The sequence below is a fragment of the Paenibacillus endoradicis genome, assembly GCF_024721975.1.
On record NZ_JANQBB010000007.1, the window covers coordinates 223,601 to 249,443 of the forward strand.

Annotated in this window: 24 protein-coding genes; 21 read left to right on the plus strand and 3 right to left on the minus strand. The window is 38.8% G+C overall.

All coding sequences use genetic code 11. The features are described from left to right. The first annotated feature begins 468 nt into the window (after window positions 1-468). The 7 genes from rfbF (at window position 469) to rfbG (ending at window position 7,642) form a co-directional block, all read left to right on the plus strand. The gene (rfbF, locus tag NV377_RS21335; protein ID WP_258202962.1) at window positions 469-1,254 is read left to right on the plus strand and encodes a glucose-1-phosphate cytidylyltransferase; all 786 of its coding nucleotides are present in this window, start codon (window positions 469-471) and stop codon (window positions 1,252-1,254) included. Window positions 1,255-1,333: 79 nt separating this feature from the next. Continuing rightward, window positions 1,334-2,029 (plus strand): LbetaH domain-containing protein, encoded by a 696-nt coding sequence (locus NV377_RS21340; RefSeq protein ID WP_258202825.1) that lies wholly within the window; start codon window positions 1,334-1,336, stop codon window positions 2,027-2,029. Beyond that, window positions 2,026-2,922 carry an NAD-dependent epimerase/dehydratase family protein gene (locus NV377_RS21345; protein WP_258202826.1) on the plus strand — a complete coding sequence of 299 codons (897 nt, stop codon included), beginning with the start codon at window positions 2,026-2,028 and terminating at the stop codon, window positions 2,920-2,922. Before NV377_RS21340 ends, NV377_RS21345 begins: the two co-directional genes overlap by 4 nt. A gap of 18 nt (window positions 2,923-2,940) precedes the next feature. Then, window positions 2,941-4,014: a class I SAM-dependent methyltransferase gene (locus tag NV377_RS21350; protein WP_258202827.1), complete on the plus strand. Its 1,074-nt coding sequence runs from the start codon at window positions 2,941-2,943 to the stop codon at window positions 4,012-4,014. Window positions 4,015-4,126: 112 nt separating this feature from the next. Beyond that, the gene (gene rfbC / locus NV377_RS21355) at window positions 4,127-4,699 is read left to right on the plus strand and encodes a dTDP-4-dehydrorhamnose 3,5-epimerase (protein WP_258202828.1); all 573 of its coding nucleotides are present in this window, start codon (window positions 4,127-4,129) and stop codon (window positions 4,697-4,699) included. Continuing rightward, entirely contained in the window at window positions 4,692-6,515 is a 1,824-nt protein-coding gene (locus tag NV377_RS21360; RefSeq protein ID WP_258202829.1) for a glycosyltransferase family 2 protein, read from the plus strand. The genes rfbC and NV377_RS21360 overlap by 8 nt, the downstream gene beginning before the upstream one ends. A gap of 32 nt (window positions 6,516-6,547) precedes the next feature. After that, the gene (gene rfbG, locus NV377_RS21365) at window positions 6,548-7,642 is read left to right on the plus strand and encodes a CDP-glucose 4,6-dehydratase (protein WP_258202830.1); all 1,095 of its coding nucleotides are present in this window, start codon (window positions 6,548-6,550) and stop codon (window positions 7,640-7,642) included. Between the two features lie 13 nt (window positions 7,643-7,655). Here the strand turns inward: rfbG and brfA are convergent, their stop codons facing one another. After that, on the minus strand, window positions 7,656-7,877 hold the full coding sequence (gene brfA, locus NV377_RS21370; protein WP_258202831.1) for a ribosome rescue factor BrfA: 222 nt from the start codon (window positions 7,875-7,877) through the stop codon (window positions 7,656-7,658). Window positions 7,878-8,331: 454 nt separating this feature from the next. Between brfA and NV377_RS21375 the strand changes: the two genes are divergently transcribed. From NV377_RS21375 to NV377_RS21400, 6 genes are all read left to right on the plus strand, one after another. After that, window positions 8,332-9,936, plus strand: coding sequence for an ABC transporter substrate-binding protein (locus NV377_RS21375; RefSeq protein ID WP_258202832.1), 1,605 nt, complete (start codon window positions 8,332-8,334; stop codon window positions 9,934-9,936). A gap of 86 nt (window positions 9,937-10,022) precedes the next feature. Further along, entirely contained in the window at window positions 10,023-10,973 is a 951-nt protein-coding gene (locus NV377_RS21380) for an ABC transporter permease (protein WP_258202833.1), read from the plus strand. Between the two features lie 6 nt (window positions 10,974-10,979). Then, entirely contained in the window at window positions 10,980-11,825 is an 846-nt protein-coding gene (locus NV377_RS21385; RefSeq protein ID WP_258202834.1) for an ABC transporter permease, read from the plus strand. 18 nt (window positions 11,826-11,843) lie between these two features. Beyond that, the gene (locus tag NV377_RS21390) at window positions 11,844-12,830 is read left to right on the plus strand and encodes an ABC transporter ATP-binding protein (RefSeq protein ID WP_258202835.1); all 987 of its coding nucleotides are present in this window, start codon (window positions 11,844-11,846) and stop codon (window positions 12,828-12,830) included. 23 nt (window positions 12,831-12,853) lie between these two features. Next, window positions 12,854-13,753 carry an ABC transporter ATP-binding protein gene (locus NV377_RS21395; protein WP_308860198.1) on the plus strand — a complete coding sequence of 300 codons (900 nt, stop codon included), beginning with the start codon at window positions 12,854-12,856 and terminating at the stop codon, window positions 13,751-13,753. A 251-nt stretch (window positions 13,754-14,004) separates the two neighbouring features. Next, complete coding sequence (locus NV377_RS21400) at window positions 14,005-14,433, plus strand: hypothetical protein (RefSeq protein WP_258202836.1); 429 nt, start codon at window positions 14,005-14,007, stop codon at window positions 14,431-14,433. A 312-nt stretch (window positions 14,434-14,745) separates the two neighbouring features. Here the strand turns inward: NV377_RS21400 and NV377_RS21405 are convergent, their stop codons facing one another. Beyond that, window positions 14,746-16,110 (minus strand): FAD-dependent oxidoreductase, encoded by a 1,365-nt coding sequence (locus tag NV377_RS21405; RefSeq protein ID WP_258202837.1) that lies wholly within the window; start codon window positions 16,108-16,110, stop codon window positions 14,746-14,748. Window positions 16,111-16,617: 507 nt separating this feature from the next. On the opposite strand from NV377_RS21405, the gene NV377_RS21410 reads away from it, so the two are divergent. The 6 genes from NV377_RS21410 to NV377_RS21435 all read left to right on the plus strand — a co-directional run bounded on the left by NV377_RS21410 (window position 16,618) and on the right by NV377_RS21435 (window position 22,916). After that, a complete protein-coding gene (locus tag NV377_RS21410; RefSeq protein WP_258202838.1) occupies window positions 16,618-18,585 on the plus strand; it encodes an AraC family transcriptional regulator in 1,968 nt (655 codons plus the stop codon). Beyond that, window positions 18,572-19,621 (plus strand): FecCD family ABC transporter permease, encoded by a 1,050-nt coding sequence (locus tag NV377_RS21415; protein WP_258202839.1) that lies wholly within the window; start codon window positions 18,572-18,574, stop codon window positions 19,619-19,621. The genes NV377_RS21410 and NV377_RS21415 overlap by 14 nt, the downstream gene beginning before the upstream one ends. Then, window positions 19,618-20,625: a FecCD family ABC transporter permease gene (locus NV377_RS21420; protein WP_258202840.1), complete on the plus strand. Its 1,008-nt coding sequence runs from the start codon at window positions 19,618-19,620 to the stop codon at window positions 20,623-20,625. Before NV377_RS21415 ends, NV377_RS21420 begins: the two co-directional genes overlap by 4 nt. 231 nt (window positions 20,626-20,856) lie before the next feature. Then, entirely contained in the window at window positions 20,857-21,423 is a 567-nt protein-coding gene (locus NV377_RS21425; protein ID WP_258202841.1) for a hypothetical protein, read from the plus strand. A 585-nt stretch (window positions 21,424-22,008) separates the two neighbouring features. Further along, complete coding sequence (locus NV377_RS25970) at window positions 22,009-22,434, plus strand: hypothetical protein (RefSeq protein ID WP_258202842.1); 426 nt, start codon at window positions 22,009-22,011, stop codon at window positions 22,432-22,434. 38 nt (window positions 22,435-22,472) lie between these two features. Then, entirely contained in the window at window positions 22,473-22,916 is a 444-nt protein-coding gene (locus tag NV377_RS21435; protein ID WP_258202843.1) for an SMI1/KNR4 family protein, read from the plus strand. Window positions 22,917-23,398: 482 nt separating this feature from the next. Here NV377_RS21435 and NV377_RS21440 read toward each other — a convergent pair whose 3' ends face one another. After that, complete coding sequence (locus NV377_RS21440; RefSeq protein WP_258202844.1) at window positions 23,399-23,842, minus strand: carboxymuconolactone decarboxylase family protein; 444 nt, start codon at window positions 23,840-23,842, stop codon at window positions 23,399-23,401. A 251-nt stretch (window positions 23,843-24,093) separates the two neighbouring features. On the opposite strand from NV377_RS21440, the gene NV377_RS25840 reads away from it, so the two are divergent. Further along, complete coding sequence (locus NV377_RS25840; RefSeq protein ID WP_308860199.1) at window positions 24,094-24,750, plus strand: TetR/AcrR family transcriptional regulator; 657 nt, start codon at window positions 24,094-24,096, stop codon at window positions 24,748-24,750. Between the two features lie 4 nt (window positions 24,751-24,754). Further along, a complete protein-coding gene (locus NV377_RS21450) occupies window positions 24,755-25,765 on the plus strand; it encodes an alpha/beta fold hydrolase (RefSeq protein WP_258202845.1) in 1,011 nt (336 codons plus the stop codon). The last annotated feature ends 78 nt before the right edge of the window (window positions 25,766-25,843 follow it).

The window sequence follows — 25,843 nt, forward strand, 5'->3', positions numbered from 1 at the left end:
CCTCCTGTGGAAATTGAAAAATAGCTCTGTCACATTATTTGTGACAGAGCTATTTTTCAATTAGGGAAAAGGTTGAGATGGTCTGGATTGTTCCACCATCGCATGTTGTTAACCTGCAATTTATAGTAGTAAGTGTCAAAAGCTCGCAAAGTAGCTTTGCCTTCATTTATACCTCCATAGTCGCTACAGCGAAGAGAATTAATCACTAGTGGAAAAGCGAAGCGTTCGTTTTTGTCCTGGGATTTATACCGCTATTAATTTTTCAATAAATCCGAGGACAACGGCGATTGGAACAGTGATTTTTTCTCGAAGCGAGTGCACGGTGACTCCGATTGGAACGGTGATTTGTTCTCGAAGCGAGTGCACGGTGACTCCGATTTATAAACTTATCTCATATTGACAGTCATATTGGTACATCTTTCTTCCATAAGATAGATAGTAATAATGCTTTATTTAAGGAGGAGAATGATGAAGGTAGTTATCCTTGCAGGAGGAAGAGGGACCCGTATTAGCGAGGAATCTCATCTTAAGCCTAAACCAATGATTGAAATTGGAGATATACCGATACTACTTCACATTATGAAGACTTACTCTTTCTACGGATACAATGAGTTTATTATTTGTCTTGGTTATAAAGGTTATGTGATTAAAGAATATTTTGCCAACTACTACAGGCATATGTCTAAGGCTGTTACTTATGATTTCTCGTCTGGGGATACCGTTGAAGTTCATCATAATACAGTAGAGCCGTGGAAAGTTACTCTAGTGGATACAGGAATAGATACCTTAACGGGAAGTCGTGTGAAACGGGTGGAATCCTATATTGGCAATGAAACCTTTATGCTGACATATGGGGATGGTCTAGCTGATATCAATATTAATAACCTCGTTAAGCATCATCAACAAGGCAAATGTTTGGCAACGATGACAGCCGTTCAACCGGATGGTAGATTTGGCAGACTAGAACTCGATGGAGATCAAGTTATTGGCTTTAATGAAAAGGTAAAAGGAGATGGCGCTTGGATTAATGGTGGTTACATGGTATGCGAACCAAAAGTATTTTCTTACATTCACAGTCTAGATGATTCGATATTGGAGCAAGGTCCATTACAACAATTAGCTGCAGATGGACAGCTCCAAGTATATAAGCACGATAAGTTTTGGCAACCGATGGATACGCTCCGTGAAAAAATTGTACTTGATGAACTTTGGAAAAATAACAAAGCACCGTGGAAAGTATGGCGTGATGACTAAACAAATAAGGTCAAATAAAGTAAACTGTGAATTGTAATAATGGTGCTGATGAATGAGGTTGGAGTGGGAGTGAAGTAACATGAAGATGTCTCTTACGAATGCACAACTTAAACAGTATATATTGCATCAAATTATTCATTTTTTCCCGGATGATAAATCATACTCAGGAGATCAATTGTTCGAACTTGCCTTGCAAAGAGCACTTGAGCGAACGGAATATTGCTTTCAACATGTTGCTTTGCCAGCATTTCATCAAGACGGAATCACTAAATTTTCTCACTTACATAGTGACCAATATACGCTGTTTTTATGGTTTTTGTCTAATGAAGTGTGGAAAGGTTATGAGGATACAGAACTTGCTTCTAAGTTGTTTTATTTGAACAAAATATTAAACGGTGTGCTCTGTATGTACGATGCCGGAATGCCTAATATATTTCTCATTGTTCATGGAGGTGGGGTAGTTCTAGGCAAGGCGCAATACGATGATTTTTTTGTGTGTTACCAAGGTTGTACGGTAGGAGCAATCGAAGGGGTCTATCCTGTACTTGGAAAAGGTGTAGCGATGGCCCCACATTCGAGCATCATTGGACAATGTCATGTTGGTCATCGAGTAACGATCGGGAATCAAGCTTTACTTCGCAATACTAATGTACCTTCTGATAGCTTATATTTATCCGATATTACGACAGGTGCTCACCGACAGCAATCATCTAAATCGCCTTGGGCACAACAATTTTTTAATGTGCCGATAAGGAGTGACCTTAAGAAAATATGAAACAACCTACCGTATTAATAAGTGGTGCAAATGGGTACATTGCGCAGCATCTCATTGAGAGGTTAAGAACCAAGCAATATCAGGTTACTACTGCTTCAAGAGGTGGTAATAGTGACTTCTATATGGACTTTTCTCAACCTTATCAAATCTCTCTGCAAGATATTACAAATATTGATGTAATGATTCATACTGTATCTCCGAATGAAGAACTGTATCGCACTGATCCTTATCGAGGACTTTCCGAGAATGCAACAGGCATTCATGCTGCATTAGACTTTTGTGTTCGTAATCATATTCCTCGATTTATCTATTTCTCAAGCTTTCATGTATTTGGTAAAAGTGTAGGTGCATTACGCGAGCAAACATCTCTAGCTCCGATCAATGATTATGGGCTTGCGCATTCCGTTGCCGAACAAACGGTAGCGATGTATGACCGTCAACAGAAAGTTAACACTTGGATCATTAGACCATCTAATTTATATGGTGTTCCTATAAATTGCGATGCGTTCACTAGGTGGTATTTGATCCCTTTTAATTTTTGTACGCAAGCGGTGCAGCATCGTAGTATAACGTTACAATCGACGGGACAACAGCTACGTAATTTTGTAGCAATACAAGATGTATGCTGTGCTGTAGAGCGGATTATAGAGCAACGACCTGTAGAGAGAATTCATCATGTTTATGGCAAAGAGACATTAAGTGTGCTGCAATATGCCCAGCTTGTACAGCAGATAGCTTGGGAGAAATTCAAACTTGAGATTGATGTGAAATTTGCTGAAGGGAATGAGCAAGTCGTAACATTCGATTTCGGTAGTGAACATCCATATGAGCCTAAACATACGATCGCAGTTTTTGTAGAAGAAATGTTAAGCAAGTTATTAGCCCAGCAATGAAGGGAGTTGAGTAAAGTAATGAAATGTAGTATTTGCGGTAATTCAAGTGTATTAGTTGAGCGTTACGATGATGCGCCACACTGCATTATGGGACAGTATGATGCCCCGCAACTTCAGTTGCGAGACTTGGAAATATATCATTGCGAGCATTGCGGTCATTCACAAATTCCAGCACATGTGAATGAAGATTATTATGAAGAATATTCAATGGGGTCTTACTGGGGAGCTAGCTTTCGTGCGTTAAGATCGAAGCAAATCGAAAGGTTAGTCCAGCTTGCATCTAAGCAAGAGCGATTTCTTGATATTGGCTGTGGCGTAGGTCATTATTTAACGTTAGCTCAATCACATTTCAGCCAATTGTATGGGGTAGAACCTTCTTTAACTGGGGTGCAGGCATCAAGAGAAAAGGGCTTTGAGGTCATTCACGATTACTTTCATGAAGGAATAAGTTTTGATGAAGGTTTTGACGTCATTACTATTATTGAAGTGCTTGAGCATTTAGAACAACCTACTGATTTTCTGCAGCAAGTAGCTAAGTTACTACATGACGATGGAATATTGCTTATAGAGGTTCCTAACGGACAACGTATAATGGAGCAACGATTATTCTATAATCTGTGTACTGATCATATCCAATATTACTCGGTAACTAGTTTAGCGGAGTTGGCACGACAAGCTGGGTTGACGATAATCGCAGTACAAGAGTCGGCAGATCCTAATTTATTGGAGTTATATGTTAGGCAATCAAAGAAACCACTACCTGATTTTACTGCAAAAAGAGAGCAGGCACTAACGGGGCTATTAGATCAGATAAGTTCTAATGAGAAGATCGCAGCTTGGGGAGCGGGAGCAGAATCTATCTGTTTTATTGCGATGTTGAGCGATCGAATTCCACTCAACTGTATCTTTGATAGTGATCTAGCAAAGCATGGGCATACACTAGCGAATATACCTATTGTCCAAGCAACGAAAGAGCGAGTTAATGATTTCGACTATATTGTATTGTTTGCAAATGCTCATTATAAGCAGATAGCTACACAATTATCTGAATTAGGCTACAGTGGACAGCTATTAACCTTTCAGCTCACATAATGCTATTTCTCAAGGTAAGACGCGTTAAGGTGATAAGGTGAATGCTTCACTTAGTTAGATTTCACAAAGAGCGAGAGGCTCAGTAGTTAGTGAAAGGTTGAGGAGGATCGTTATGATTGTACATTCCACGCCACTTCTTGGAGCGAAACTGCTAGAAATAGAACCAATTAAAGATCAAAGAGGATATTTTGCGAGAACCTATTGTAAAAACATATTAGCCCAACATGGCATTGATTTTGAACTGAAGCAAGCGAATATCGCATTTAATGAACATACGTTAACGTTAAGAGGGATGCATTTTCAACGTCCACCATATTGTGAAGAAAAAATAGTCACCTGCTATCAGGGAGCATTATACGACGTTATTATAGATCTTAATAGAAATAGCTCCACATTCGGACAATGGTATGGGGTAACATTATCAGCAGACAACCAGTTATCACTTTATGTTCCAAAGGGATTTGCACACGGTTATGTTACTCTGCAAGCCAGTACGGCTATTCACTACATGGTTAGTGAATTTTATACTCCTTCACATGAATCAGGAATTCGTTGGAATGATCCTGCCATCAATATTGAATGGCCACAACGACAAAACTTATCGATATCAAGTAAGGATCAACAATGGGAATGGTTTGATATGGAGCAAGGAGGCATTCTGATGAAGGAGGGGCACAGTGGCTAATTTGACTTCAGATCAATTACTTAAATCTTGTGAGAATATATATGAAGATATGCTTCAATTATTAGAGAGTATAGAACGAAGTGAAGTGTATAGTGGACTTGTAACAGCATTATACAATAATCATCAAGTGCTTCAAACAATTGAGACTGAAGCGAGTAATTATACTAGACCACATCGTGTACCACAACTTACTGCGAATATCTACTATTATGAGGAGCAGTTACAACTTTATATCCAGCAAGAGGACAAACAAAGTATATACTATCATTTAAGGTATCATTATTGTAATCTCATACGTCTGTTATGCTATGAAATTGCTTATATTGTAGAGCAGGACGTAGATATTAAACATTATCCTAAGTTGTATCCTGATCTAACAGCTATTAATCATCAATACATTATTGAACAAGGAAAACAAGCGAAATATGAAGTAAGCGTAGTACTACTTGCATATAATAATTTGCAATTTACTAGTCAATGCATTGAAAGTATTATACAAAATATGGATGGTATTAATTATGAATTAATCGTTGTAGATAATGGATCGACAGATGGGACAAAGACATACTTCGAGTCACTATCAAATGCAAAAGTTATTCATCTAAACAGTAATATTCATCTCGTTAAAGGCTTCAACATTGGCATGATGGCAGCTGAAGGGAAATATATCGCTGCCGTATGTAATGATTTTATATTTACTCCGAATTGGCTAAGCAATCTACTTATTTGTCTAAAGTCTGATGAAAGTATCGGTTTCGTATCCCCAGGTGCCACATACATTTCGAATTATCAATCCATCAACATTCCATTCCATTCTATTGAAGATTTCCAACAACGTGCCAGAGAATATAACGTAAGTGATACTAGTAAATGGGAAGAGCGTGTTGTGTTGCTTCCTAATGTATTATGTTGTCCTACTGCATTACTTGATGCTATTGGTTATTATGATACTCGGTACTATCGTGGTGAATTTCTAGACGATGATATTAGCTTCCGTATACGTCGAGCTGGATACAAACTAATTTATTGTGGTGATACGGTAACCCATCATTACGGTAGCTTAACAACAGCGTCTGATCATGCAACGAATTCACTACAGGAAGGCCGTAAAATATTTAATGATCGCTACAATATTGATGCTTGGTTAGATGCTCGTAAAAACCAAGCATGTCAATTTATAGATTATAGTGGTTTTACTAATGTCACAACCATTCTAGGTATTGATGTGAGGTGCGGATCGTCGCTGATTGATTTGAAAAATAAGATTTGGGCGAATCATGGTGTTAAAACGGAAGTTTTAACATGCACAAGTGAAACGAAGTATATAACCGATCTGCAATCCATTTCTAAGCGAGTGTTTCATATTGAACAGCTAACGCAATTGCCTCATGAGCTTAAGCATTCGGTTGATCTAATCTATATAGAACAGGGGATAGATCAATACGAAGGCAATATCGATGAAATTTTTCAATCATTAACAGAGCTATTACGTCCAAATGGTCAAGTGATATTTTGCTGTCATAATCGCTTAAGTGTAGAAATGATGAAAGAAACGTACGTTCAATCGCAAAGACAAAGTAATTTTTGTCGATTTTCTATACCCGAAATTAACTGGATAGCGAATAAACATCGATTAGAGCTAACTTTTCAAAAAGATTTTGTACCATTAGCGGATGAGAAACGATCGCAAGCAATTATAGCGCTAACTCAATTTATTGCGGGGATTAACTATAATTATGCTATACATCTGGAATCACAAATGAATTCACACTATAGCTTGTTACAGATGAGCTATCGTACAGAAGAGATGATATAGAATTTATGAGATGGCGGTTAGGAGTGTCAAAAATGATAAATGGATCTAACATTGACGCATCTTTCTGGTCTGGCAAACGAGTATTCGTTACTGGACATACTGGCTTTAAAGGAAGTTGGTTATCGATATGGCTACATCGACTAGGTGCTAAAGTAACAGGTTTTTCATTGCCTGCATCAACGAACCCTTCACTTTATGAACTTGGGAAGATCGGAGAATTAATAGATCAATCTATCATAGGTGATATTACGAAGTATGATGAGTTAGTTAATGCTATACAGCAAGCTAAGCCGGAAATTGTTTTTCATATGGCAGCTCAGCCATTAGTGCGTAAATCTTATGATGATCCGATCGCTACGTATCAGACTAATGTAATGGGTACTGTTCATTTATTAGAGGCAGTACGTTCATGCGAGACTGTAAGGGCGGTTGTAAATGTAACGACAGATAAATGTTATGAGAATCAAGAATGGTATTGGGGTTATCGAGAGAATGACAGATTAGGTGGGTATGATCCTTATTCGAATAGTAAGGCTTGCGCAGAGCTTGTTACATCTGCTTACCGACAATCATTTTTAAGTGAAGCACATATTCATGTAGCTACCGTCCGAGCAGGAAATGTCATAGGAGGAGGAGATTGGTCAGAAGATCGACTCATTCCTGATTTGATGCGCTCACTTATAACAAAAAAAGCTATTATATTGCGGAATCCTGAAGCTGTAAGACCGTGGCAACATGTTCTTGAACCAATTTCAGGCTATTTAATGTTAGCAGAGCGATTATTTGAAAATGGTTCTGCATTTGCTCAAGGATGGAATTTTGGTCCTAGAACGGAAGATATTCAAACTGTTCAATATATCGTGAAACAATTACTAGCGAAATGGCAAGGTGAACATCCAGGATATGAAGTGCAGCGACAAGAAGCGAAGCATGAAGCGAAGTTATTAATGCTTGACTGTTCAAAAGCAATTAAGGAACTCGGATGGCAACCGCATTGGAATTTGACGGAAGCATTAGATGCGACATTAGATTGGTTTCAAGCTTATAATAGGGGAGAAAATTTATTGCAGTTGTGTCAGCAGCAGATTACACAATATGAACTTGCAACAAGTAGTGGGAATGCGTAGCGGGTAGAAGTGACTAAGAACTTAATGGTATTAAAAAAGCGCAATAACTCTGTTCCATCTCAGAGACATTGCGCTTTTTGTGTTTGTTTTGTATAAGTTTACTTTGCTTCGTTTTAGTCATTTTCGTTCCGGTTTGAATGGCAATATGCTGTCCACCTCGTTGTAAACTTATTAAATCGAAACCTTTTTGCTTCGCTCGTTTTTCACGCATTTTACGCGCTGTACTTTTAGCCACATTAATCATCTCCAAATCTAGAATTACTACCTCTTTATTATACTATAAATTATTATAAAAGCTCAGTTTTCATAATAATTTAATTGTTGGAAGATCATCTAGAATACAACATATAGGAACTGCTCATACTATCGGGGACGCTCCTAGGGTGCTTCGAGGACCAAACACTTGAGGGAGCACGCTGCGAGAACTAATCGCTGTTCCAAATAAAATTAGGCGAAACGGTAGAAGGGATTATACAAACGAAAAAGTTTCATTTATAATAATAAATAATCGGATATATAAATGATATACATAAGTTTGTAATGAATATTTCAATAATAATAAAACGTTTACAAGTTGATTTTTATTGAAAATATCAAAAAAATAATCACTAAAATAATAAAAATATTGTAATTCCGATTAATCCGATGTAGTATAAAGGAAATATTAAAAAACAGATGGGGGAACTACTATGAAAAAGATTTTTTCTACTATGATATCGCTAATACTAATTATTGCGGTTGTAGCAGCTTGCTCAAGCAATAATGGAAATACAACACCTAATAACTCGACTAACACTGGTAATGAAGTTAGCGGTGAGCCGAAACAAGGTGGTAATCTTATTATCGCTGTAGCGAGTGACCCAGTTATTCTTAATCCTAACTATGCAGGTGATCGTGTCAGCTTAACGATTAATCAATCACTATATTCTCCTTTATTCCAAGTGTCTGATGGAGAAAAAACATTCTATCTTGCAAAAAGCCTTGAGCTTTCTGAAGATGGTCTTACTTATACAATGACATTGCGTGATGATGCAAAATGGCATGATGGTGAGGCTGTTACAGCAGATGATGTAGTATATACAATCGAGAAGATTGTTGATGAAACTCAAAATAGTCTACTTCGTGAAAACTTCATCGTTGGTGGCAAACTTATTGAAGTTGAAAAAGTTGACGATTATACAGTGAAATTTAATTTACCACAAGTTAATCCAGCATTTGAAGCAACTTTAGTACAAGTATTCCCTATTCCTAAACATATCTATGAGAATGAAACAAACTTAGAAAAAAGTGATAAAAACAATGCTCCAATTGGATCTGGTCCATTCAAATTCAAAGAGTACAAAACAGGTGAATATGTATCACTTGAACGTTTCGATGATTATTATGGCGGAAAACCTTATCTAGACGGAGTAACATACCGTATTGCTAAAGATACAAATACAGCTAATCTAGCACTTCAAAATGGTGAAATCCATGTGAAATATGTAGATCCTCAAGATGTTTCAACAATTGAAGCAACAAACAATTTTGCAATCTATCCTTATGAAGAAGGTCGCCTTGCATATTTGAACTTCAACCAGATTAGTGACACTGGTGTGCTGAATAACATTGAGGTTCGTAAAGCATTATCATACGCACTTGATCGTGATGAATTAATTCAAGTAGCTTATACATCTAGCGATTATGCGAATGCAGCACATTCATTCTTAACACCAGATGGTTTGTTCCATACCAACGATGTAACATCTTATGATTATGATCCTGAGAAAGCGAAACAAATATTGTCAGATGAAGGTGTAAGTAACTTAAAACTAAGATTTATTGTATCAAGTGGTAATAAAGCACAAGAAGCCGTAGCGTTATATGTACAACAAAAACTTGGTGAGATTGGTGTACAAGTTGAGCTTCAAACGATGGATTCATCAGCATATGGTCAAAAGCTAAATACTCCAACTACAACAGATTATGAAGTATTCCTAGGTGGATATATTATGGGCTATGATCCAGATGCCTACCGTATTCTATTCACAACAGATTCATCATCTAATTACAGCCATGTTTCTAATGCCGACATCGATGCATTATTCCTTGCAGGTGCAGGTGAAGGTGACGTTGCGAAACGTGAAGAAATTTACAAACAAGTTCAAGAGCTTATCGCATCTGAAGCAATTCAATATCCAATTGCATACACGAAAACGATTGTAGCAGTAAGTAATCAATTCGGTGGCGTTGAAGAAGCTAAGTTGAAACCAGTATATATCTTTGAAGATCTATCAAAAATATATATGAAATAATCGTAAGATCAAATGAACAAGTATGCAAAAAAATAAGCTGATTACTCAGCTTATTTTTTTGCTACTAAGTAGAGGGAGAATATGTTATGAAACAACTCATAGCGAAACGATTACTGCAGACAATTCCATTGCTCTTTTTTGTCTCAATTGTTAGCTTTGTGATGATCAAGGCTGCACCTGGTGATCCTGTGCTTAACTTCGTCACACCTAATATGCATGCGGAAGATATTGAGAGAATTAGACATAACTTAGGACTGGACAAACCTGCATACGTACAATACTTCATATGGTTAAAGGGTGTTTTGCAAGGTGATCTAGGTTATTCACTAATTAATCACCAACCTGTCTTGGGTCAAATTGTTGAACGTATTCCAGCAACTGTAGGCCTTATGAGTGGAGCAATTATTATTGCTGTTTTATTAGCTATCCCATTAGGTTTGATTGCAGGCTCAAATCGTAATCGTTTTGTTGATAAATGCATTAATATGTTTTCATACATTGGTATATCGATTCCCGGATTCTGGTTAGGGATATTATTTATCTATTTCTTTGCAGTGAAATTAGGATGGCTTCCAAGTATGGGGATGAGGACAATCGGGGTAACGTCAACTTGGGATGTTATTAAACACGCAATATTACCATGTAGTGTACTTGCTATTGGATTTCTATCTGTCTACGTACGCTATATTCGCTCGAGCACTATTGGACAACTTAAGGAAGATTACGTGCAAATACAATATGCATTTGGTTCCTCCAAAAAACAAGTTTTATCACGACATGTACTAAAGCATGTATTACTACCTATTATTACGTTACTTGGTATGTCAGTTGGGGATATCGTAGCAGGTGCTATTGTGACAGAGACGGTATTTTCATGGCCTGGACTAGGATCACTTGGAATGACTGCTGTTAAAGGGCTAGATTATCCTTTAATAATGGGAATAACATTATTATCTTCTGTCATGCTAATACTAGGAAATTTAATCGCGGATATATTATATAGTTTTGCTGATCCAAGAATTAAGAAGATGAGGTGAGAATAGATGAACCGAACTAAATGGAGCAATGTGTTACATGAGCTATATCATAATAAAATAGGTCTTGTAGCTGTAGGCATTCTATTCATGTTCACGTTGGGCGCAATCTTTGCGTTTCTTGCACCTCATGACCCAAATAAATTGAATGCATTGATTCGTTTACAAGCACCGAGTGGTGATCATTTTTTTGGAACAGATGATTACGGGCGTGATTACTTTGCGCGAGCATTACATGGTGGAAGAGTATCATTATTAGTTGGATTTTTCGCCATGATCGTAGCTACTTTTATTGGAGTAACAATTGGCGTAATGGCAGGTTATTTTGGCGGTAAACTCGATAATATTTTAATGCGTCTAGTTGAAGTTATTATGTCCATTCCATCATTTCTAATTTTATTATTATTAAGTATTTATCTTAAACCCAATATCGGAAATCTTATAATAATTATAGGGTTCCTCATGTGGATGAATGTATCCCGTATTATTCGAGCAGAGACGATGACGTTAAAGGAGCGTGAATATGTACTGTATGCAAAAGCATCGGGACAAAACTCTTACGGCATCATTGTTAAGCATATACTACCTAACCTTATACCAACGATCATTGTTGGTGCGACGAACACGATAGCATCCGCTATCCTAATGGAATCATCACTTAGTTTTCTAGGATTCGGTGTACAAGCTCCTTCTGCTACTTGGGGAAGTATGCTCAATAATGCTCAAGGTTATATTGCGGGGGCTCCTTATTTAGCCATATTCCCAGGCTTACTAATCTTTTTAACTGTACTTAGCTTTAACATTTTAGGCGATATATTACGAGTAGGTTTTGAACCCAAACTCGTTAAAAAATAAGAAAAGGAGAGACATGATATGACAGATTCCAAAAGACTGCTAACAGTTGAAGGGTTGGAAGTATCCTTCTTCACGAATCATGGTGAGAATCAGGCTGTACGTAACGTAAGTTTTCATATTGATGAAGGCGAAACGTTGGGTATTGTCGGTGAGTCAGGTAGTGGTAAAAGTGTAACTGCCAAATCCATTCTCTCCTTAATACAGCCTCCTGGCAAGATCAAATCAGGGGATATTCGTTACAAGGATCAATCGTTACTTCAACTATCTGAGAAGGAATGGAAACAAATTCGTGGTAATCAAATCGCGATGGTATTTCAAGATCCGATGACTTCATTAAATCCTGTAAAAACAATAGGGTATCAAATGGCCGAAGTCATTCAAAGACATCGTAAATTATCTAAGCGAGAAGCAAGAAACGAAAGTGCCAATATGCTTAAAAAAGTAGGTATATCTGAACCTGAGCGAAGGCTTGATCAATATCCTCATGAATTTAGTGGTGGGATGAGACAGCGCGTTATGATCGCGATGGCATTATCTTGCCAACCTGAATTGTTAATCGCGGATGAACCGACAACTGCGCTCGATGTTACGATTCAAGCGCAAATTCTTGACCTCATTGATGACATTAAATCAGAAACAAATACTTCTGTTATTCTTATTACGCATGATCTAGGCGTAGTAGCACAAGTATGTACACGAGTGCTAGTTATGTATGGTGGGATGGTGATGGAAGAAGCGAAGGTAGAAGATTTATATCGCCATCCAGCCCATCCATATACGCAAGGGTTACTGCAATCTGTACCTTCAAGAGCAGGCGCTTCCAGAGAGCGTCTTGTACCAATTGAAGGAACACCACCGTCCTTAATTGATCCACCTTCAGGCTGTCCATTCCGTGACCGTTGTGTACATGCTTTCGATCGTTGCGTTGAAAGACCACCATTATTTGAAGTAGGGGATCAACATCGCTCGGCTTGTTGGTTATCTGATCCGTCAAGCGAAAGGTAAAAGATGCGAGAGGAGGAACGACGGTGAAACCATTAGTTGAAGTTAGAAATTTGCAGAAGCATTTTGTGAAATCAACAGATTTCTGGGGTAAACCCAAAGAAGTGCTAAAGGCAGTTAACGGAGTCAGCTTTCAAATATATAAGGGTGAAACCTTTGGTTTAGTTGGAGAGTCTGGTAGTGGGAAATCTACTGTTGGGCGCTGCATGTTGCGCTTATATGATTATACAGAGGGTTCCATTATGTATGATGGACAAGATATCTCGCGTATGAACGATCAGCAACTGAAACCGTTTCGTAAAAACATTCAATCGATTTTTCAAGACCCTTATTCTTCTTTGAATCCAGGTCTGAACGTATATGAGTTAATCAGTGAGCCTATGGACATTCATGGAATGGTCAAAGGTAATGAAAGAAAAGAACAAATTATAGCACTTCTTGAGCGAGTAGGCTTAAAGGCGGAACACTTGTACCGTTATCCTCATGAGTTTAGCGGTGGTCAACGACAACGTATTTCAATAGCAAGAGCATTGGCGACGAAACCAGAATTCATTATATGCGATGAACCAATTTCGGCACTAGATGTATCGGTACAAGCACAGGTCGTTAATATGCTGGAAGACTTGCAAGAAGAATTCGGCTTAACATATCTTTTTATTGCCCATGACTTATCGATGGTTCGTCATATTTCTGATCGGATTGGCGTTATGTACGGTGGTAGAATCGTTGAAATAGCTAGTAGCGATGAGCTATATGAAAATCCGCTACATCCCTATACGCAAGCATTGCTATCTGCAATTCCAATTCCTGATCCAACGGCTACTCGTGAGCGGATTCGTTGGAGTCCTGATCCGGAGGAGTGGAGTAATGGCGACCATGAGCTTGTAGAAGTAACTCCAGGCCACTTCGTCGCTGTTCACTCGTGATCACGATGAGTACACTAACGTAGCTTAGTCGACGGCGAAACTGCCATTCATCGCTTGCGCAAGTGCTCGTGTACCAATAACGTACACTCCGCGCTTCGCGTCACTGGCTTCATGGCATCTTCTTGGTGCTGACGAGCGAACTCTCGGGTGAGGTGATTGTGATTGAAGTAACTACAAGATGATCGCTTGTGTACTAGAGACGTACTTGCTAGCTTAGTCAGAGGAGAATATATATTGAATGGAGGACTAATATGAGTGAAACTATAGTGAAATTATCACAGAATAATGCTTTAATGGTAGAACAACTTCGTCAAAAAGGTTTTTCTGATGAGCAAATTGTTAATGATGCAATAGCTCGAAATCTTCCAATTGATGATAGTATGTTTGAATTTGACTTTAATGAGTTAAGTAATTTTGTGGAGCAAGAATTGAGTACACTTCAATCTGCACTTCGTGATGGATACCAGATTAAGTATAATACAATTCGTGGTATTCGTTGTTGGATTCTTATTGTATTTGAGCAAGATCCAGTGTTAGTGTTCGATGCTGGTAAAGAGGCAGTATTTGCAACGCTGAATAAAGCACAGCAGCAACAAATACAGCAAGTATTATCTCATGGCTGGCAGCTGTCATTACTGAATGAAGAGACTGGCGAAGTTGTTATTAAACCTATTGGCTAATAACAAAGTTAAATGTTAACGAGGTTATTTCATCATAAATGTGATGGGATAACCTCGTCTTTGTTAGCTATGTTAAATTTCGTTGTTGTTTTGTAATCGGGGCTTTGCCGATACCCGATTTCTATTTACAGCAAGTTGTTATGAATCATATTAGCGTTTGTTATTCTATATAGCTTTATCAATTTTTACCTGTCTCATTTGATCATCGAGAAGGTAGGCGACTTAATACATGCGTCGATTGAATTCTTTTTGTAAAAAGAAAAGAGCCCTCTTTTGTAAGAGAGCTCTCGCGTCAATTTTGCTACGAGCAACTCAAGCCATTGCTGCTTTTGAATCACTATGTTGCGGGTTATATGCCTGCAATCCTGCTTGGTTCAACAGATTCCAGGGCTTGTTGTAGTGCGGCTGGAAGAAAAAGTCGACAAAAGCCAGCTCATCCATCGTCATATGATTTTGAATGCAGACCGATAGTGTATTAATTGATTGTGTTAGGTCTGCTTTAGACAGTACTTGCGCTCCTACGATACGACCGTTTGCCTCTTGGTACACGACTTTCAGTAGCGCCTTCTCATAGGTAGGCATAAACTCTGGTCGGTAATGATCATTGATTGTGATAGATTTCACAATCATACCCGCATCAATTGCCGCCTGTTCGGTCATGCCGGTACAAGCGATATTCAAGTCAAATATTTTAATACCAGAAGTCCCTTGGGTCCCCATATATCTCACCATTGGCTTCATTAGATTTCGTGCGATAAGCGTCCCCATCCGAACCGCATTCGTTGCCAAAGGAATATAAGCATGCTGACTGGTTGGGTTATATCGGACCGCACAACTATCTCCTGCAGCGAACACATCCGCACAGCTTGTGCGCATATAATCATCGACGATGATTGCACCATTGCTCAATTGGTCAACCTGACCTGCGAGCAGCTCTGTATTAGGACGGAAGCCAATGCACATAATGACAAGATCAGCTTCATATTCGCCACCTGTCGTGATTACACGATTCACTTTGCCGTTGTAGCCTTGAAAACCAGTTACCGTCTGGTTAAGTGCAAGCTCAATATGGCGCTGCTTCATCGCTTCCTCAACGAGATCTGTATACTCACGGTCCAGATACTTGAATAAGACACGAGGCGTATTGTCGATAACCGTCACCTGCTTGCCAAGTTGTTCGAATGCTTCAACCAGTTCAATCCCAATATAACCTGCTCCTACAACGACGATTCGCTGTGCCTGCTGTGCTCGCTCAATAATAGCCTTAGCATGTGCATAGTTTTTGCAAAGCATAATATTATCCAGATCCATGCCGCCCAGCTTAGGAATAATCGGCCATGAACCAGTTGTAACAACCAACTTGTCATAGCTGTCAATCTTAATCTCATCTTTTATAATATCGCGGACTGTAACTGTCTTTGCTTGCGTGTCTACTGCAAGTACTTCATGAAGCATGTTTGTCTGAACACCTAGTTTTTTCAACTGTTCTGGTGAAGAGTAGAAGAGTGATTCCGGATCTTTCACGACACCTCCAACATTTAGCGCGATCCCGCAAGATAGAAACGAAATATTATCATTTTTCTCATATACGGTGATTTCAGCTTGAGGATACAGCGTAGCCATCTGTGTAACAGCAGCAGTTCCGGCATGTGTACAACCAATTACGATCACTTTCATAGTGGTTAGCCTCCTTAAAATGGTTGATCTTAAAATGTTATGAAATAAACTAGAAGTTAAATTGTGAAAACAGGTTGACGTTGTGAATTAATTCACAAAAGTAAATAAAAAATATTTGATGTTTGAAATATGACTCAATTATAACATCTTTGTGATTAATATCACAATATCCTGTTGCTGCTATCATATGACAGATGAATACAATTTGCAAGTGAAAAGTGAAAAAAATCACAATGTCGACAAATATTCATTATAGCGTCGTAAATCTTCTTAATCACCCAGTACTCCTGCTTCTAGGTGATAACGAAATATCGCGATAAGCATCATAAATTCATGGTGTTGTTTTTATGAGACCTCAATGCTCGTATAAGCAATATGTACGCATGATAGTAAACAGCGATTGACAAAAAAGAGGATCTGCCTAATACTAATTGATAATCATTATCACTACTTTTAGGTGAAATCAACTCAAATAGATTGTGGAGCAGATCGGAGTGAAATGCAAGGATGAAGCTAGAAGATCATATTGTCGCATGGAATCATGCTTCTGTTAAAGTACTGGATATTCGTCATACTGTGATAGAGCCTGGGGACAAGCTGCAAGGCTACATATTACCTGCATGTGGATTTATCTACTGTGTGCGGGGAACGGCCAGCTTGAATCTCAACGGCATAGATTATGACGCAGACCCTCACTTTATTGTGCACGGTGGCAAAGGCATGCGTCTAAGTATTGAGGCAGGGGAGATGTTTGAATATTATCTATTATTCTATAGAGCCTCCTTGCCAGGAAGAAAGGATTTAGCAAGACTTTTGGAGCGCAGCAATCCATTTCGGATGCAGTATGGCTTCGAGTCTTTGGAGCCATTGCCACTATACTATCAATTAATGGCAATGGAGCAGCTCTGGGAACAAGGAAGCCTATTGGAAAAAATTCAAGTTAAAGGCTTGTTCTATCAGTTTGTACATGAATTATTGAAGCAATTTACAAAGGATGGAATTAACCTCAGGCAACCAGATGTCATTGGACAGGTTGTTCGCTATATTGAGGAGCATTATCGTCACAATTTATCACTAGAATCTATTGCGGAGCAATTTAATTACAGTCCGGGTCATTTATCGACGCGCTTTAAGGGAGAGACGGGGTTCAGCTTGATCGAATATTTAATACGATTCCGACTTCAACATGCAGAAGAGCTATTACAATGTACGGAAGCTCCACTTCGCGATATTGCAAAAGAAGTTGGATATAGCGATGTATATTACTTTAGTCGTGTGTTCCGTAAATATAATGGTCAATCTCCTATACGATTCCGCAAGGAAAGCAGGAAGATGAGTTTATCGGAGAATCGTCCATTTACCGCCACCAGATTCTCCATTGGCGAGAATATACCATCCCGATATAATGTTATTGAGTATGATAATCATTATCATAATAATTTAATCGGAGGGTCTTCATCTATGCGAATAACAAAAACATCAAGTTTTATCGTAGCTATGCTACTGAGCTTTACCTTAATTTTGAGTGCTTGTGGATCTGCAAACGTTGGTTCTAACGCCACGAATTCTAATGGATCTAAAGCTTCTGAAGTTACATCCTCAACAACCAATAATTCAACTGACAGTACCAATAAAGAGGCTCAGACAAGAACAATCTCAACGCCGAAGGGAGATATTGTCGTGACTGCTAATCCAGAGCGAGTAGTCGCATTATATCTTCAAGGCGATCTTATTGCACTTGGTATTAAGCCAGTAGGTACTTCTGATGTCTTTGAAGGAGCGGCCTTTGCAGAAGTGATGGACGGTATTGAAAGTCTAGGTACATGGTTTGAGCCTAATCCAGAGGCTGTTATGGCATTAAAGCCTGACTTGATCATCGTTCCTTCGGAAGAAACTTACGATAAGCTTAAGGATATAGCACCGACCGTTTATATTCCTTATGATATTCTGGCGACGGATGAACGTGTAATGAAGGTTGGCGAGGTATTTGGTAAGGAGCAGGAGGCACAAGCTATATTAGATCATTTCCATGAGAAGGTGGAGAACAGTAAGCAGAAGCTTGCTGAACTAGGAATTTTGAATAAGACCGTAACTATTATCGAGGGCGGCAAAAAAGAAATGGCGCTTATCGATAGCAAGCTTTATGGAAGAGGCTCTCAGATCATTTATGAATATTTAGGACTAGAAGCACCAGAAATTATTCAGAAGAAGATTGATGGAAGAGAGCAGTCTACTGGAGGGTTTATTTCTATGGAAGTATTACCTGAGTATATCGGGGACTTTGTATTCCGCTCTGTATGGGAAGGGGCTGATGATTTGTCGGGCAATCCAATTTGGAACAGCATCCCAGCAGTAAAAGAAGGTAGATTGATCGAAATTGATTTTGATTTTTCATATTATTCCGATATTTACTCTCTTGATAAGCAGCTTGATTTTGTAGTAGAGAGTCTAGTGTCAGCGTATGATAAAAAATAGAAAACTAGATAATAGAACAACCGATATTGCTCCTCTTGGGAAAAAATCATACTTCGGTCTGTTTTTACTGGTAGGGATAATGCTGCTGCTACTTTCAGTAGCAGCTTCTATCTCTTTTGGTTCTGCTTCCATGAGCCTGACAACGGCATGGACAGCTATTTTTAATTTCGATCCTGAACTGACAGAGCATCAGATTATTCATGCCCTTCGTCTTCCGCGTACGGCGGCAGATATTATTGCGGGTATGTGTCTCGCAGTAGCAGGTGCGGTTATGCAAGGTTATACGCGAAATCCGTTAGCCGATTCAGGATTAATGGGAGTAAATGCAGGAGCAGCTTTTGCAATGGCCGTTACGCTAGCTTTCCTTCCAGGGCAACTGCAGACCACAACATTGTTAGTTAGCTTTATTGGTGCTGGACTTGGTGCAGGTTTAACGTATCTTGCCGCTTCATTGAATCGTACAGGAATGACACCTCAACGACTAGTGTTGGCTGGAATATCATTTACAATGCTATTTGGCGCTATGGGATCATTTATCTCGTTAAACTATGGAATTGGCTTTTCTCTTGCTTACTGGACATCGGGTAGTGTGGCAGGAGCGACATGGGAGGAAATAAAGCTAGTCATTCCTTGGTTCTTAGGTGGGCTGGGTTTGTCTTTGTTCATTTCACGCTCCATTACTGCTTTAAGCTTAGGGGAAGAGATAGCAAAAGGCTTCGGGCAGCGAATCACTCTAGTTAAGATGCTAGCTACGCTTGCGGTTCTTTTGCTTGCTGGTGTATCAGTTGCTCTTGTAGGGCCGATTGGCTTTGTAGGGTTGATTGTACCGCATATCATGCGTTTTTTTGTTGGTGTAGATTATCGTTACATTATTCCCGCGTCAGCCATTTATGGGGGCGTCCTTATGGTTGTGTCGGATATTGCAGGAAGGCTGATTAATCGTCCTGCAGAGACAGCGCTGGGCATTATTTTTGCAATGATTGGTGTTCCTTTCTTCTTGCTAATTGCGAGTAAAGAGAGGAGAGCATTCAAATGAATATTGTTAAATCGCATAAGGCGATAATATGGATAACATCTCTCGTAGTACTACTTCTTGCAGGGGTTATTCTTAGTCTTAATATGGGAAAGATGTCCCTCAACCCATTTGAAGTACTTCAAGTCTTACTTGGACAGGGCCCTGAAGAGCATCATCTTGTTGTTTATAAGTTTCGTCTTCCTCGTATTGTATTAGCGATACTTGTTGGATTTGGGATGGCACTAGCAGGTGCTGTTATGCAGGCATTGCTACGCAATGATCTGGCTGATCCCGGTATGCTTGGTATTAGCTCAGGTTCAGGTCTTATGGTGTTGTTGATTATCTCAACTGTAAGCCTTCAAAGTACTGCTATAGCATTATTACTGCCGTTTATGGCATTCGTGGGTGGTTTGCTAGCAGCAATTCTGATTTATGTGCTAGCCTATAGAAAACATCGTATGATTTCTTCTACACGACTTGTCTTGACTGGTGTTGCGATTAATGTGGGGTTAAGTGCACTGACGTTATTTATGACTCTAAAGCTTGATGATCAGAAATATGAGTTTGCGCAGCGTTGGCAAGCGGGATATTTATGGGGAGATAAGTGGTCTTACATTGGCTTGTTACTACCATGGGTATTAATATTGTTTCTATATATTATTTCCAATGCACGAATATTAAATGTCATGGTGCTAGGTAATGAACCATCAATTGGATTAGGAGTCGATGTAAAGGGGAAATTTCTACGGCTCTCGATTGCGGCTGTAGGTATTGCTTCTAGCTGTGTAGCACTCGGGGGCTCGATCTTCTTTATTGGCTTGATTAGTCCACATGTGGCCCGCAAGCTGGTAGGTCAAAACTACAAAGTAGTTCTACCAGCTTCAGCGTTAATTGGTGCGATATTGCTGCTTGCAGCGGATACAATAGCTCGAACGATCAGCTTTAAGACTGATATTCCAGCAGGTATTATTGTAACCATGCTGAGTGTGCCTTACTTCCTATATTTATTGATGCGTTCTAAATAATTATCGATAACTATATAGGTCTTTGGGCATTAGACTGTACCCTATAGAATAGACACTAGAGAATTCTATTCTATAGGGTATTTTTATTTGTTATGAAGAAAAACATAAGTTAGGTAAATAGTAGGTGGATTTAGGACACATGATCACTATAATGGAAATAAGATACATATTATACAGGGCTAATATATAGGCAATAAGCATAAAACACCCTTAGTTATAGGAGCTGATCCTGTGGGAAGATCATTCGCAAATTTACATATCAATTCAAAAAACTTTGAGAAGACTGTCGAAGCATTAAAAGAGCTAAGTGAGGGGCATCCCGAAGTATTAGGTGAAAATGGGGATCAAGAGACCAAAGATGTCATGTACGTAAGCAAAAGCAACGAGAACTGGATCAGCGTACTCCACGATTATTTTGTATGGGGTACTGTGAAGGAGATCGGCAAAACGTTGTCCCAGCTTATCGAAGTGCCAGTGATGACTGCAGGATATATGAATGAGGAAATTTTCGAGTTGTCGTTTTTCAAGGATGGAGACATTCAGGCAGAAAGAATCTTTTGTGAAGAGTGGACGAGGGACGAATATGAACAACTCAAAGAAGAACGTCTTAATGATGACTACCTGCGCGAAGCATTCAATATTCATAATGAGGATTTTGACGACTTCATTAGTATTACGAGTCCAGCACAAGCTGTAGACAAGCTGTCGGAAATCGTAAGGATGTCTTTATGGAGTGATTCAGAGTGGATACCTTACGAAGAAACGCTCAAAAAACGATTTGTGAAATATGAATTTTGATTTGTTTATTCAATTTAATTTGCTATTGAGAATGAAAGATCTGGATTTTTTGTGAGAAATGAAAGTATTAGGTGTCCATACCGAATAACAAGTAGGGTGTTGCAGACTTCTACCCTAGGACAAGTAGGAGGTTCAAGGATGCGCAAGAAATGGAATTCATGACTTCCAAAAACAAAGTGGATCAAGGAATACAAGATTCCTTATTAAAGTTGGGTTTTCAAAAATGGAGCATCTGAACCAAGGATAGAAGAAAGGGTGATAGAAATGTCGAATAATAAACAAGCTAGTCCTTCTCCTAGTTCTGTTAGTAAAGTTGGTCGTTATTCTATCGACCTGACAGGTCCTAGCAGTCACACTCTTGTCATTCAGCCCGGTGTGGGCAGTCTATCCATTGGGCCGTTACAATTGGGGAAGAATGCAGACCTTCATGTCGAGCCTGCTGCGCACATCAATTGGACCGTATTCGATGTCTTTGCCACACCGGCGGGCTCTCCCTGTCCGCGATTTCTACATTATACAGGTAGTGACGCAGGCTTCTTTGACTGAACGTAGAAACGTCCCATTGAAGAGATGACGTGGACTCCGATGCTGTCTGCAGGTACGATGGTGGACGCCAGTCGTTCCAATTTGCATGGCTTGCATATCGAGTTGGACCAATCAAGAGAGCTTTTGAGCCTGAAGCTTCCGAAGCAGCATTTCCGCCTGAGTGTGTCTGGCGAACTATCGCGCTTTTCGGCCACTGGCGATATGCCATCTTCTCTTACTCTAGCGCCGCGCACTAGCCGACGCAAGAATGATTCTCCATTGCTTGATAGATTTATCGCCTACAATGTGGAAGAGATCTCTGAAAAGCGCCTTAAGTTGCAAATGAAAACCGGCGCTAAAACCCGTCCATGGACCGACTATGCTTCAGAAGCGGTAAGGAAACTTAGTCAGTCTGACCACCTAATTGGCCGACCTATAATAGAGGAGATGGCTCAACGCTGGTTCGATGCAGTGCACGAATACTAATTAATTGAAAACATTATTGGTTGGAAAGGGGATTACCTATGAAAGATGAGTTAATGGAGAGATTGAAGATTTTTCTTCATCGGGAAGATAATATCACGCTAGTAGGCATTCCAGCGAGCCAAGAGGAAATTGTTAATGCCGAGCAACGGCTGAATGTGAACTTTCATGAGGACTACGTACACTTTATCAAGATGTTTGGTGGAGCATATGCAGGTCTTGCGATACATGCATTCTCTAATGGCTCGAGTCTCGGAAATGAAACGGTTATAGATTTGACGCTTGGGTTCCGAGAACAATACAAGGAACTTCCCTGTGCAGAGGTTTTACGAGCTAGTTATGTCATTTCCATGGATGGGTCCGGTGATCCGATTATCATCAATCGAGCAGGAAAGGTTCTCATCGGTTTTCACGATACCGGGGAAATTAAGTTATTAGCGGATTCGCTCGAGGAACTGATTGAGGAAAATTTTTCTGAATGGTAATTAGTATGATTATTTCAACCTAAGCTGTACCTATAGAGATTCTTTTAATAACTCTTGTCGAAAGGGTACGAAGAGATTTCAGAAAATAACAGATGATCCGGCTGCACCTTAAATGTGGGAAAGAGAAGTGTACATGAAACTAGTTTTTCTTTGGATAGTGGGTTAATTGAGAGATGAACTGCAATAAGCATGCTGATAAGGAAAACCAAAATCAACTGCTGGACCGGGTAAACAAATAGATACTCCTTCCCCCCATAAATGACTATGAGCCAACTGACAATTATCCTGACAGTATTGTAGAGGAAAAGCGTAGCCATATCATTTAAAGAAGGTAGTTATGATCGACGAGCGTTCTTTAATAAAAATCGCTACTTATTGCGTATTCATATGCTGATCACAATAATATAAAGAGGACTTAATCAAGATAAACTGGATTAAGTCCTCTTTCACTGGATGGATTAATAAATTCAACCTATGAGTCTTTACTTTTTAACTGCCGTATTTCCCATTGCAATAGAAATTCTATTCCAATTGTTGATTTGATTAATGATCAAAATAAGATCTACATATTGCTTTTCATCATAGTGTCCACGTACTCGTTGATAAAGTTCATCCGAAACACGTTCTGTCGAGATTAATGTTACATGTTCAGCTAATTCTAAAGCGACCTTTTCTGCTTCCGTATAGAATTCACATTCTTCCCAAGCACTAACACAACTGATTCTTTGGTCTGTTTCACCCATTTTTCGAATATCGGCAGTGTGCATATCTAGACAAAATGCACAACCATTAATCTGAGAGACGCGAATTTTAATAAGCTCACGAAGATTTTTATCAATGGTTGTAGTGCTAGTATATTTCTCCATATTCATCATGATTTTCAAACCATCAGGTGCAATTTCATTGTAGCGTATTCTTTGTGCCATTAAGGTAACACTCCTTTGATGTAAGATAAGTACTATTATACACTAAAAAGCGAACATTTGTTCTTTTTCTTGAGAGAGAGTATGTGGTAAGAGACTGGAGATTATGCTTAATTTACCCTTTAGCAGTATTATTTATCCTATTAACAAGTCAAATAAGAACTATCTAATTCTTATTTGACTTGTTGACAGCTAACGACTGTTATCCTATGATGAGGATAACAGTCGTTAGCTTTATATAGGAGGATAAATATATGCTTGATTATGAACTTGGTAAAGTATTTGAAGATGTTAATAGTGTAGTAATTCGTAATGCCACTAAAAATAAAATTATTGTAGTAGCAATTTCTTTATTTGCAGATAAGGGCTATAGCGGAGTATCAATTAGAGATATTACAAAAGCTGTTGGTATTAAAGAGAGCTCACTCTATAAACATTTTAAGAGTAAAGAGGAACTAATTGAGACTATTTTTCATAATTTTCGTATGGATTGTCACGCTATTTTGCCTCCTACTCATCAAATCGAAGATATCGTAACAGGTATAACTGTAAAATCTTTTTTGCAGCAAGGATGGACTAATTTTCAGAAACATATTGATGATCCAATGAATCAGCATATTTGGCGTATCATTTATCTTGAACAATTTAGACATACACTCGCTATGGAAATCTACCGTACAGACATAATAGAGAAGACGGTAACTTGTTTGACTACCGTATTCCAACTTATGATTACACATGGAAAGCTTAAGCCTATAGATGCTGAATTATTAGCTCGCGAGTATCAATATCCGATATTTACAATGGTTATGGAATATATCTCATTGAAGTCTATTGGTTATAGTATTGAACATATTGAACATCAGGTTATTCAGCATATTGATTATTTTCATTCAACTGCGGGGATGTGATGATATGGAACGATATAAGAATGATAGACAAGCGATTAGCGTAGTAGAAAAAGTAGTATTGGGGGGAGTAGATCAATATATTCTAATCCAAGCTGTAGATATAACAAAACCAGTATTATTGCTATTACATGGCGGTCCATCTATGCCATTACCAGGAGTATCAGCCAAGGGGCAAGATTATACCATTGTAACGAATACGAGCAAATTGATTGAGCATTTCGTCGTTGTCTTTTGGGATCAACGTGGGACAGGAAAGTCATATTCTCGTCATATTCCTAAGGAATCTATGACTGTTGCACAATTTATTGAAGATGCCAATCAACTAACTGATCTACTGCTAGAAAGATTTCATTATGAGAAAATCTTTCTAGCTGGTCATTCATGGGGAACGATTATTGGTCTTTCACTAGTAAGTCAAAATCCACATAAGTATTACTCTTATACTGGTTTTTCACAAATCGTTAATTGGACTAAAAATGATGAGTTGTCTCTAAGTTGGATGAAGCAGGAGGCTATGCAAAGAGGCAATTCAAGAGCATTGAAACAACTAAATGCTCTTGGTCAAGCGCCGCTGAATCAAAGTTTTGCACAATGGGCGACATTACGAAAGTGGCAACGAAACTTTAACACATTAATATATACCGATGAAGTTATTAAACATCCTGGAATGTGGGGGATTATGAAGTCACTTCTGCGTTCAGAAACTTACTCATTGCGAGATATATATAATAGTTTTATATCAGGTTTTCAATTAGTATATTCTCTTTCATTTGTAAGAGAGTTAGAACAATATCGCTTTGAAGAGAGTGTGCAGTCGATTGATATTCCTGTTATGTTCGTTCATGGTAAGTATGATTATCATGTGCATGGTAGCTTAGTAGAGATGTTTCATAAGCAACTAGTAGCTAAGGAGAAAAAGTTGATCTGGGCTCAAAATTCAGGACATTCATTTCATCCTGAGGATACATTAGATAATGAGCAGTATTTGATTGAACAATTAAGTTATGTGAAATAGTTAATGAAGTTAAGAAAAGGATATGGATAGTAGGAATAGTCCTATTTTCCATACCCTTAAGCTCGCTAATGACATCTT

Excerpts from the sequence above, each read along its gene's own strand:
- rfbF (WP_258202962.1), top strand. The coding sequence starts at position 469 with ATGAAGGTAGTTATCCTTGCAGGAGGAAGAGGGACCCGTATTAGCGAG.
- NV377_RS21340 (WP_258202825.1), top strand. The coding sequence starts at position 1,334 with ATGAAGATGTCTCTTACGAATGCACAACTTAAACAGTATATATTGCAT.
- NV377_RS21345 (WP_258202826.1), top strand. The coding sequence starts at position 2,026 with ATGAAACAACCTACCGTATTAATAAGTGGTGCAAATGGGTACATTGCG.
- NV377_RS21350 (WP_258202827.1), top strand. The coding sequence starts at position 2,941 with ATGAAATGTAGTATTTGCGGTAATTCAAGTGTATTAGTTGAGCGTTAC.
- rfbC (WP_258202828.1), top strand. The coding sequence starts at position 4,127 with ATGATTGTACATTCCACGCCACTTCTTGGAGCGAAACTGCTAGAAATA.
- rfbG (WP_258202830.1), top strand. The coding sequence starts at position 6,548 with ATGATAAATGGATCTAACATTGACGCATCTTTCTGGTCTGGCAAACGA.
- NV377_RS21375 (WP_258202832.1), top strand. The coding sequence starts at position 8,332 with ATGAAAAAGATTTTTTCTACTATGATATCGCTAATACTAATTATTGCG.
- NV377_RS21380 (WP_258202833.1), top strand. The coding sequence starts at position 10,023 with ATGAAACAACTCATAGCGAAACGATTACTGCAGACAATTCCATTGCTC.
- NV377_RS21385 (WP_258202834.1), top strand. The coding sequence starts at position 10,980 with ATGAACCGAACTAAATGGAGCAATGTGTTACATGAGCTATATCATAAT.
- NV377_RS21390 (WP_258202835.1), top strand. The coding sequence starts at position 11,844 with ATGACAGATTCCAAAAGACTGCTAACAGTTGAAGGGTTGGAAGTATCC.
- NV377_RS21400 (WP_258202836.1), top strand. The coding sequence starts at position 14,005 with ATGAGTGAAACTATAGTGAAATTATCACAGAATAATGCTTTAATGGTA.
- NV377_RS21405 (WP_258202837.1), bottom strand. The coding sequence starts at position 16,110 with ATGAAAGTGATCGTAATTGGTTGTACACATGCCGGAACTGCTGCTGTT.
- NV377_RS21410 (WP_258202838.1), top strand. The coding sequence starts at position 16,618 with ATGAAGCTAGAAGATCATATTGTCGCATGGAATCATGCTTCTGTTAAA.
- NV377_RS21415 (WP_258202839.1), top strand. The coding sequence starts at position 18,572 with ATGATAAAAAATAGAAAACTAGATAATAGAACAACCGATATTGCTCCT.
- NV377_RS21420 (WP_258202840.1), top strand. The coding sequence starts at position 19,618 with ATGAATATTGTTAAATCGCATAAGGCGATAATATGGATAACATCTCTC.
- NV377_RS25970 (WP_258202842.1), top strand. The coding sequence starts at position 22,009 with ATGCTGTCTGCAGGTACGATGGTGGACGCCAGTCGTTCCAATTTGCAT.
- NV377_RS21435 (WP_258202843.1), top strand. The coding sequence starts at position 22,473 with ATGAAAGATGAGTTAATGGAGAGATTGAAGATTTTTCTTCATCGGGAA.
- NV377_RS21440 (WP_258202844.1), bottom strand. The coding sequence starts at position 23,842 with ATGGCACAAAGAATACGCTACAATGAAATTGCACCTGATGGTTTGAAA.
- NV377_RS25840 (WP_308860199.1), top strand. The coding sequence starts at position 24,094 with ATGCTTGATTATGAACTTGGTAAAGTATTTGAAGATGTTAATAGTGTA.
- NV377_RS21450 (WP_258202845.1), top strand. The coding sequence starts at position 24,755 with ATGGAACGATATAAGAATGATAGACAAGCGATTAGCGTAGTAGAAAAA.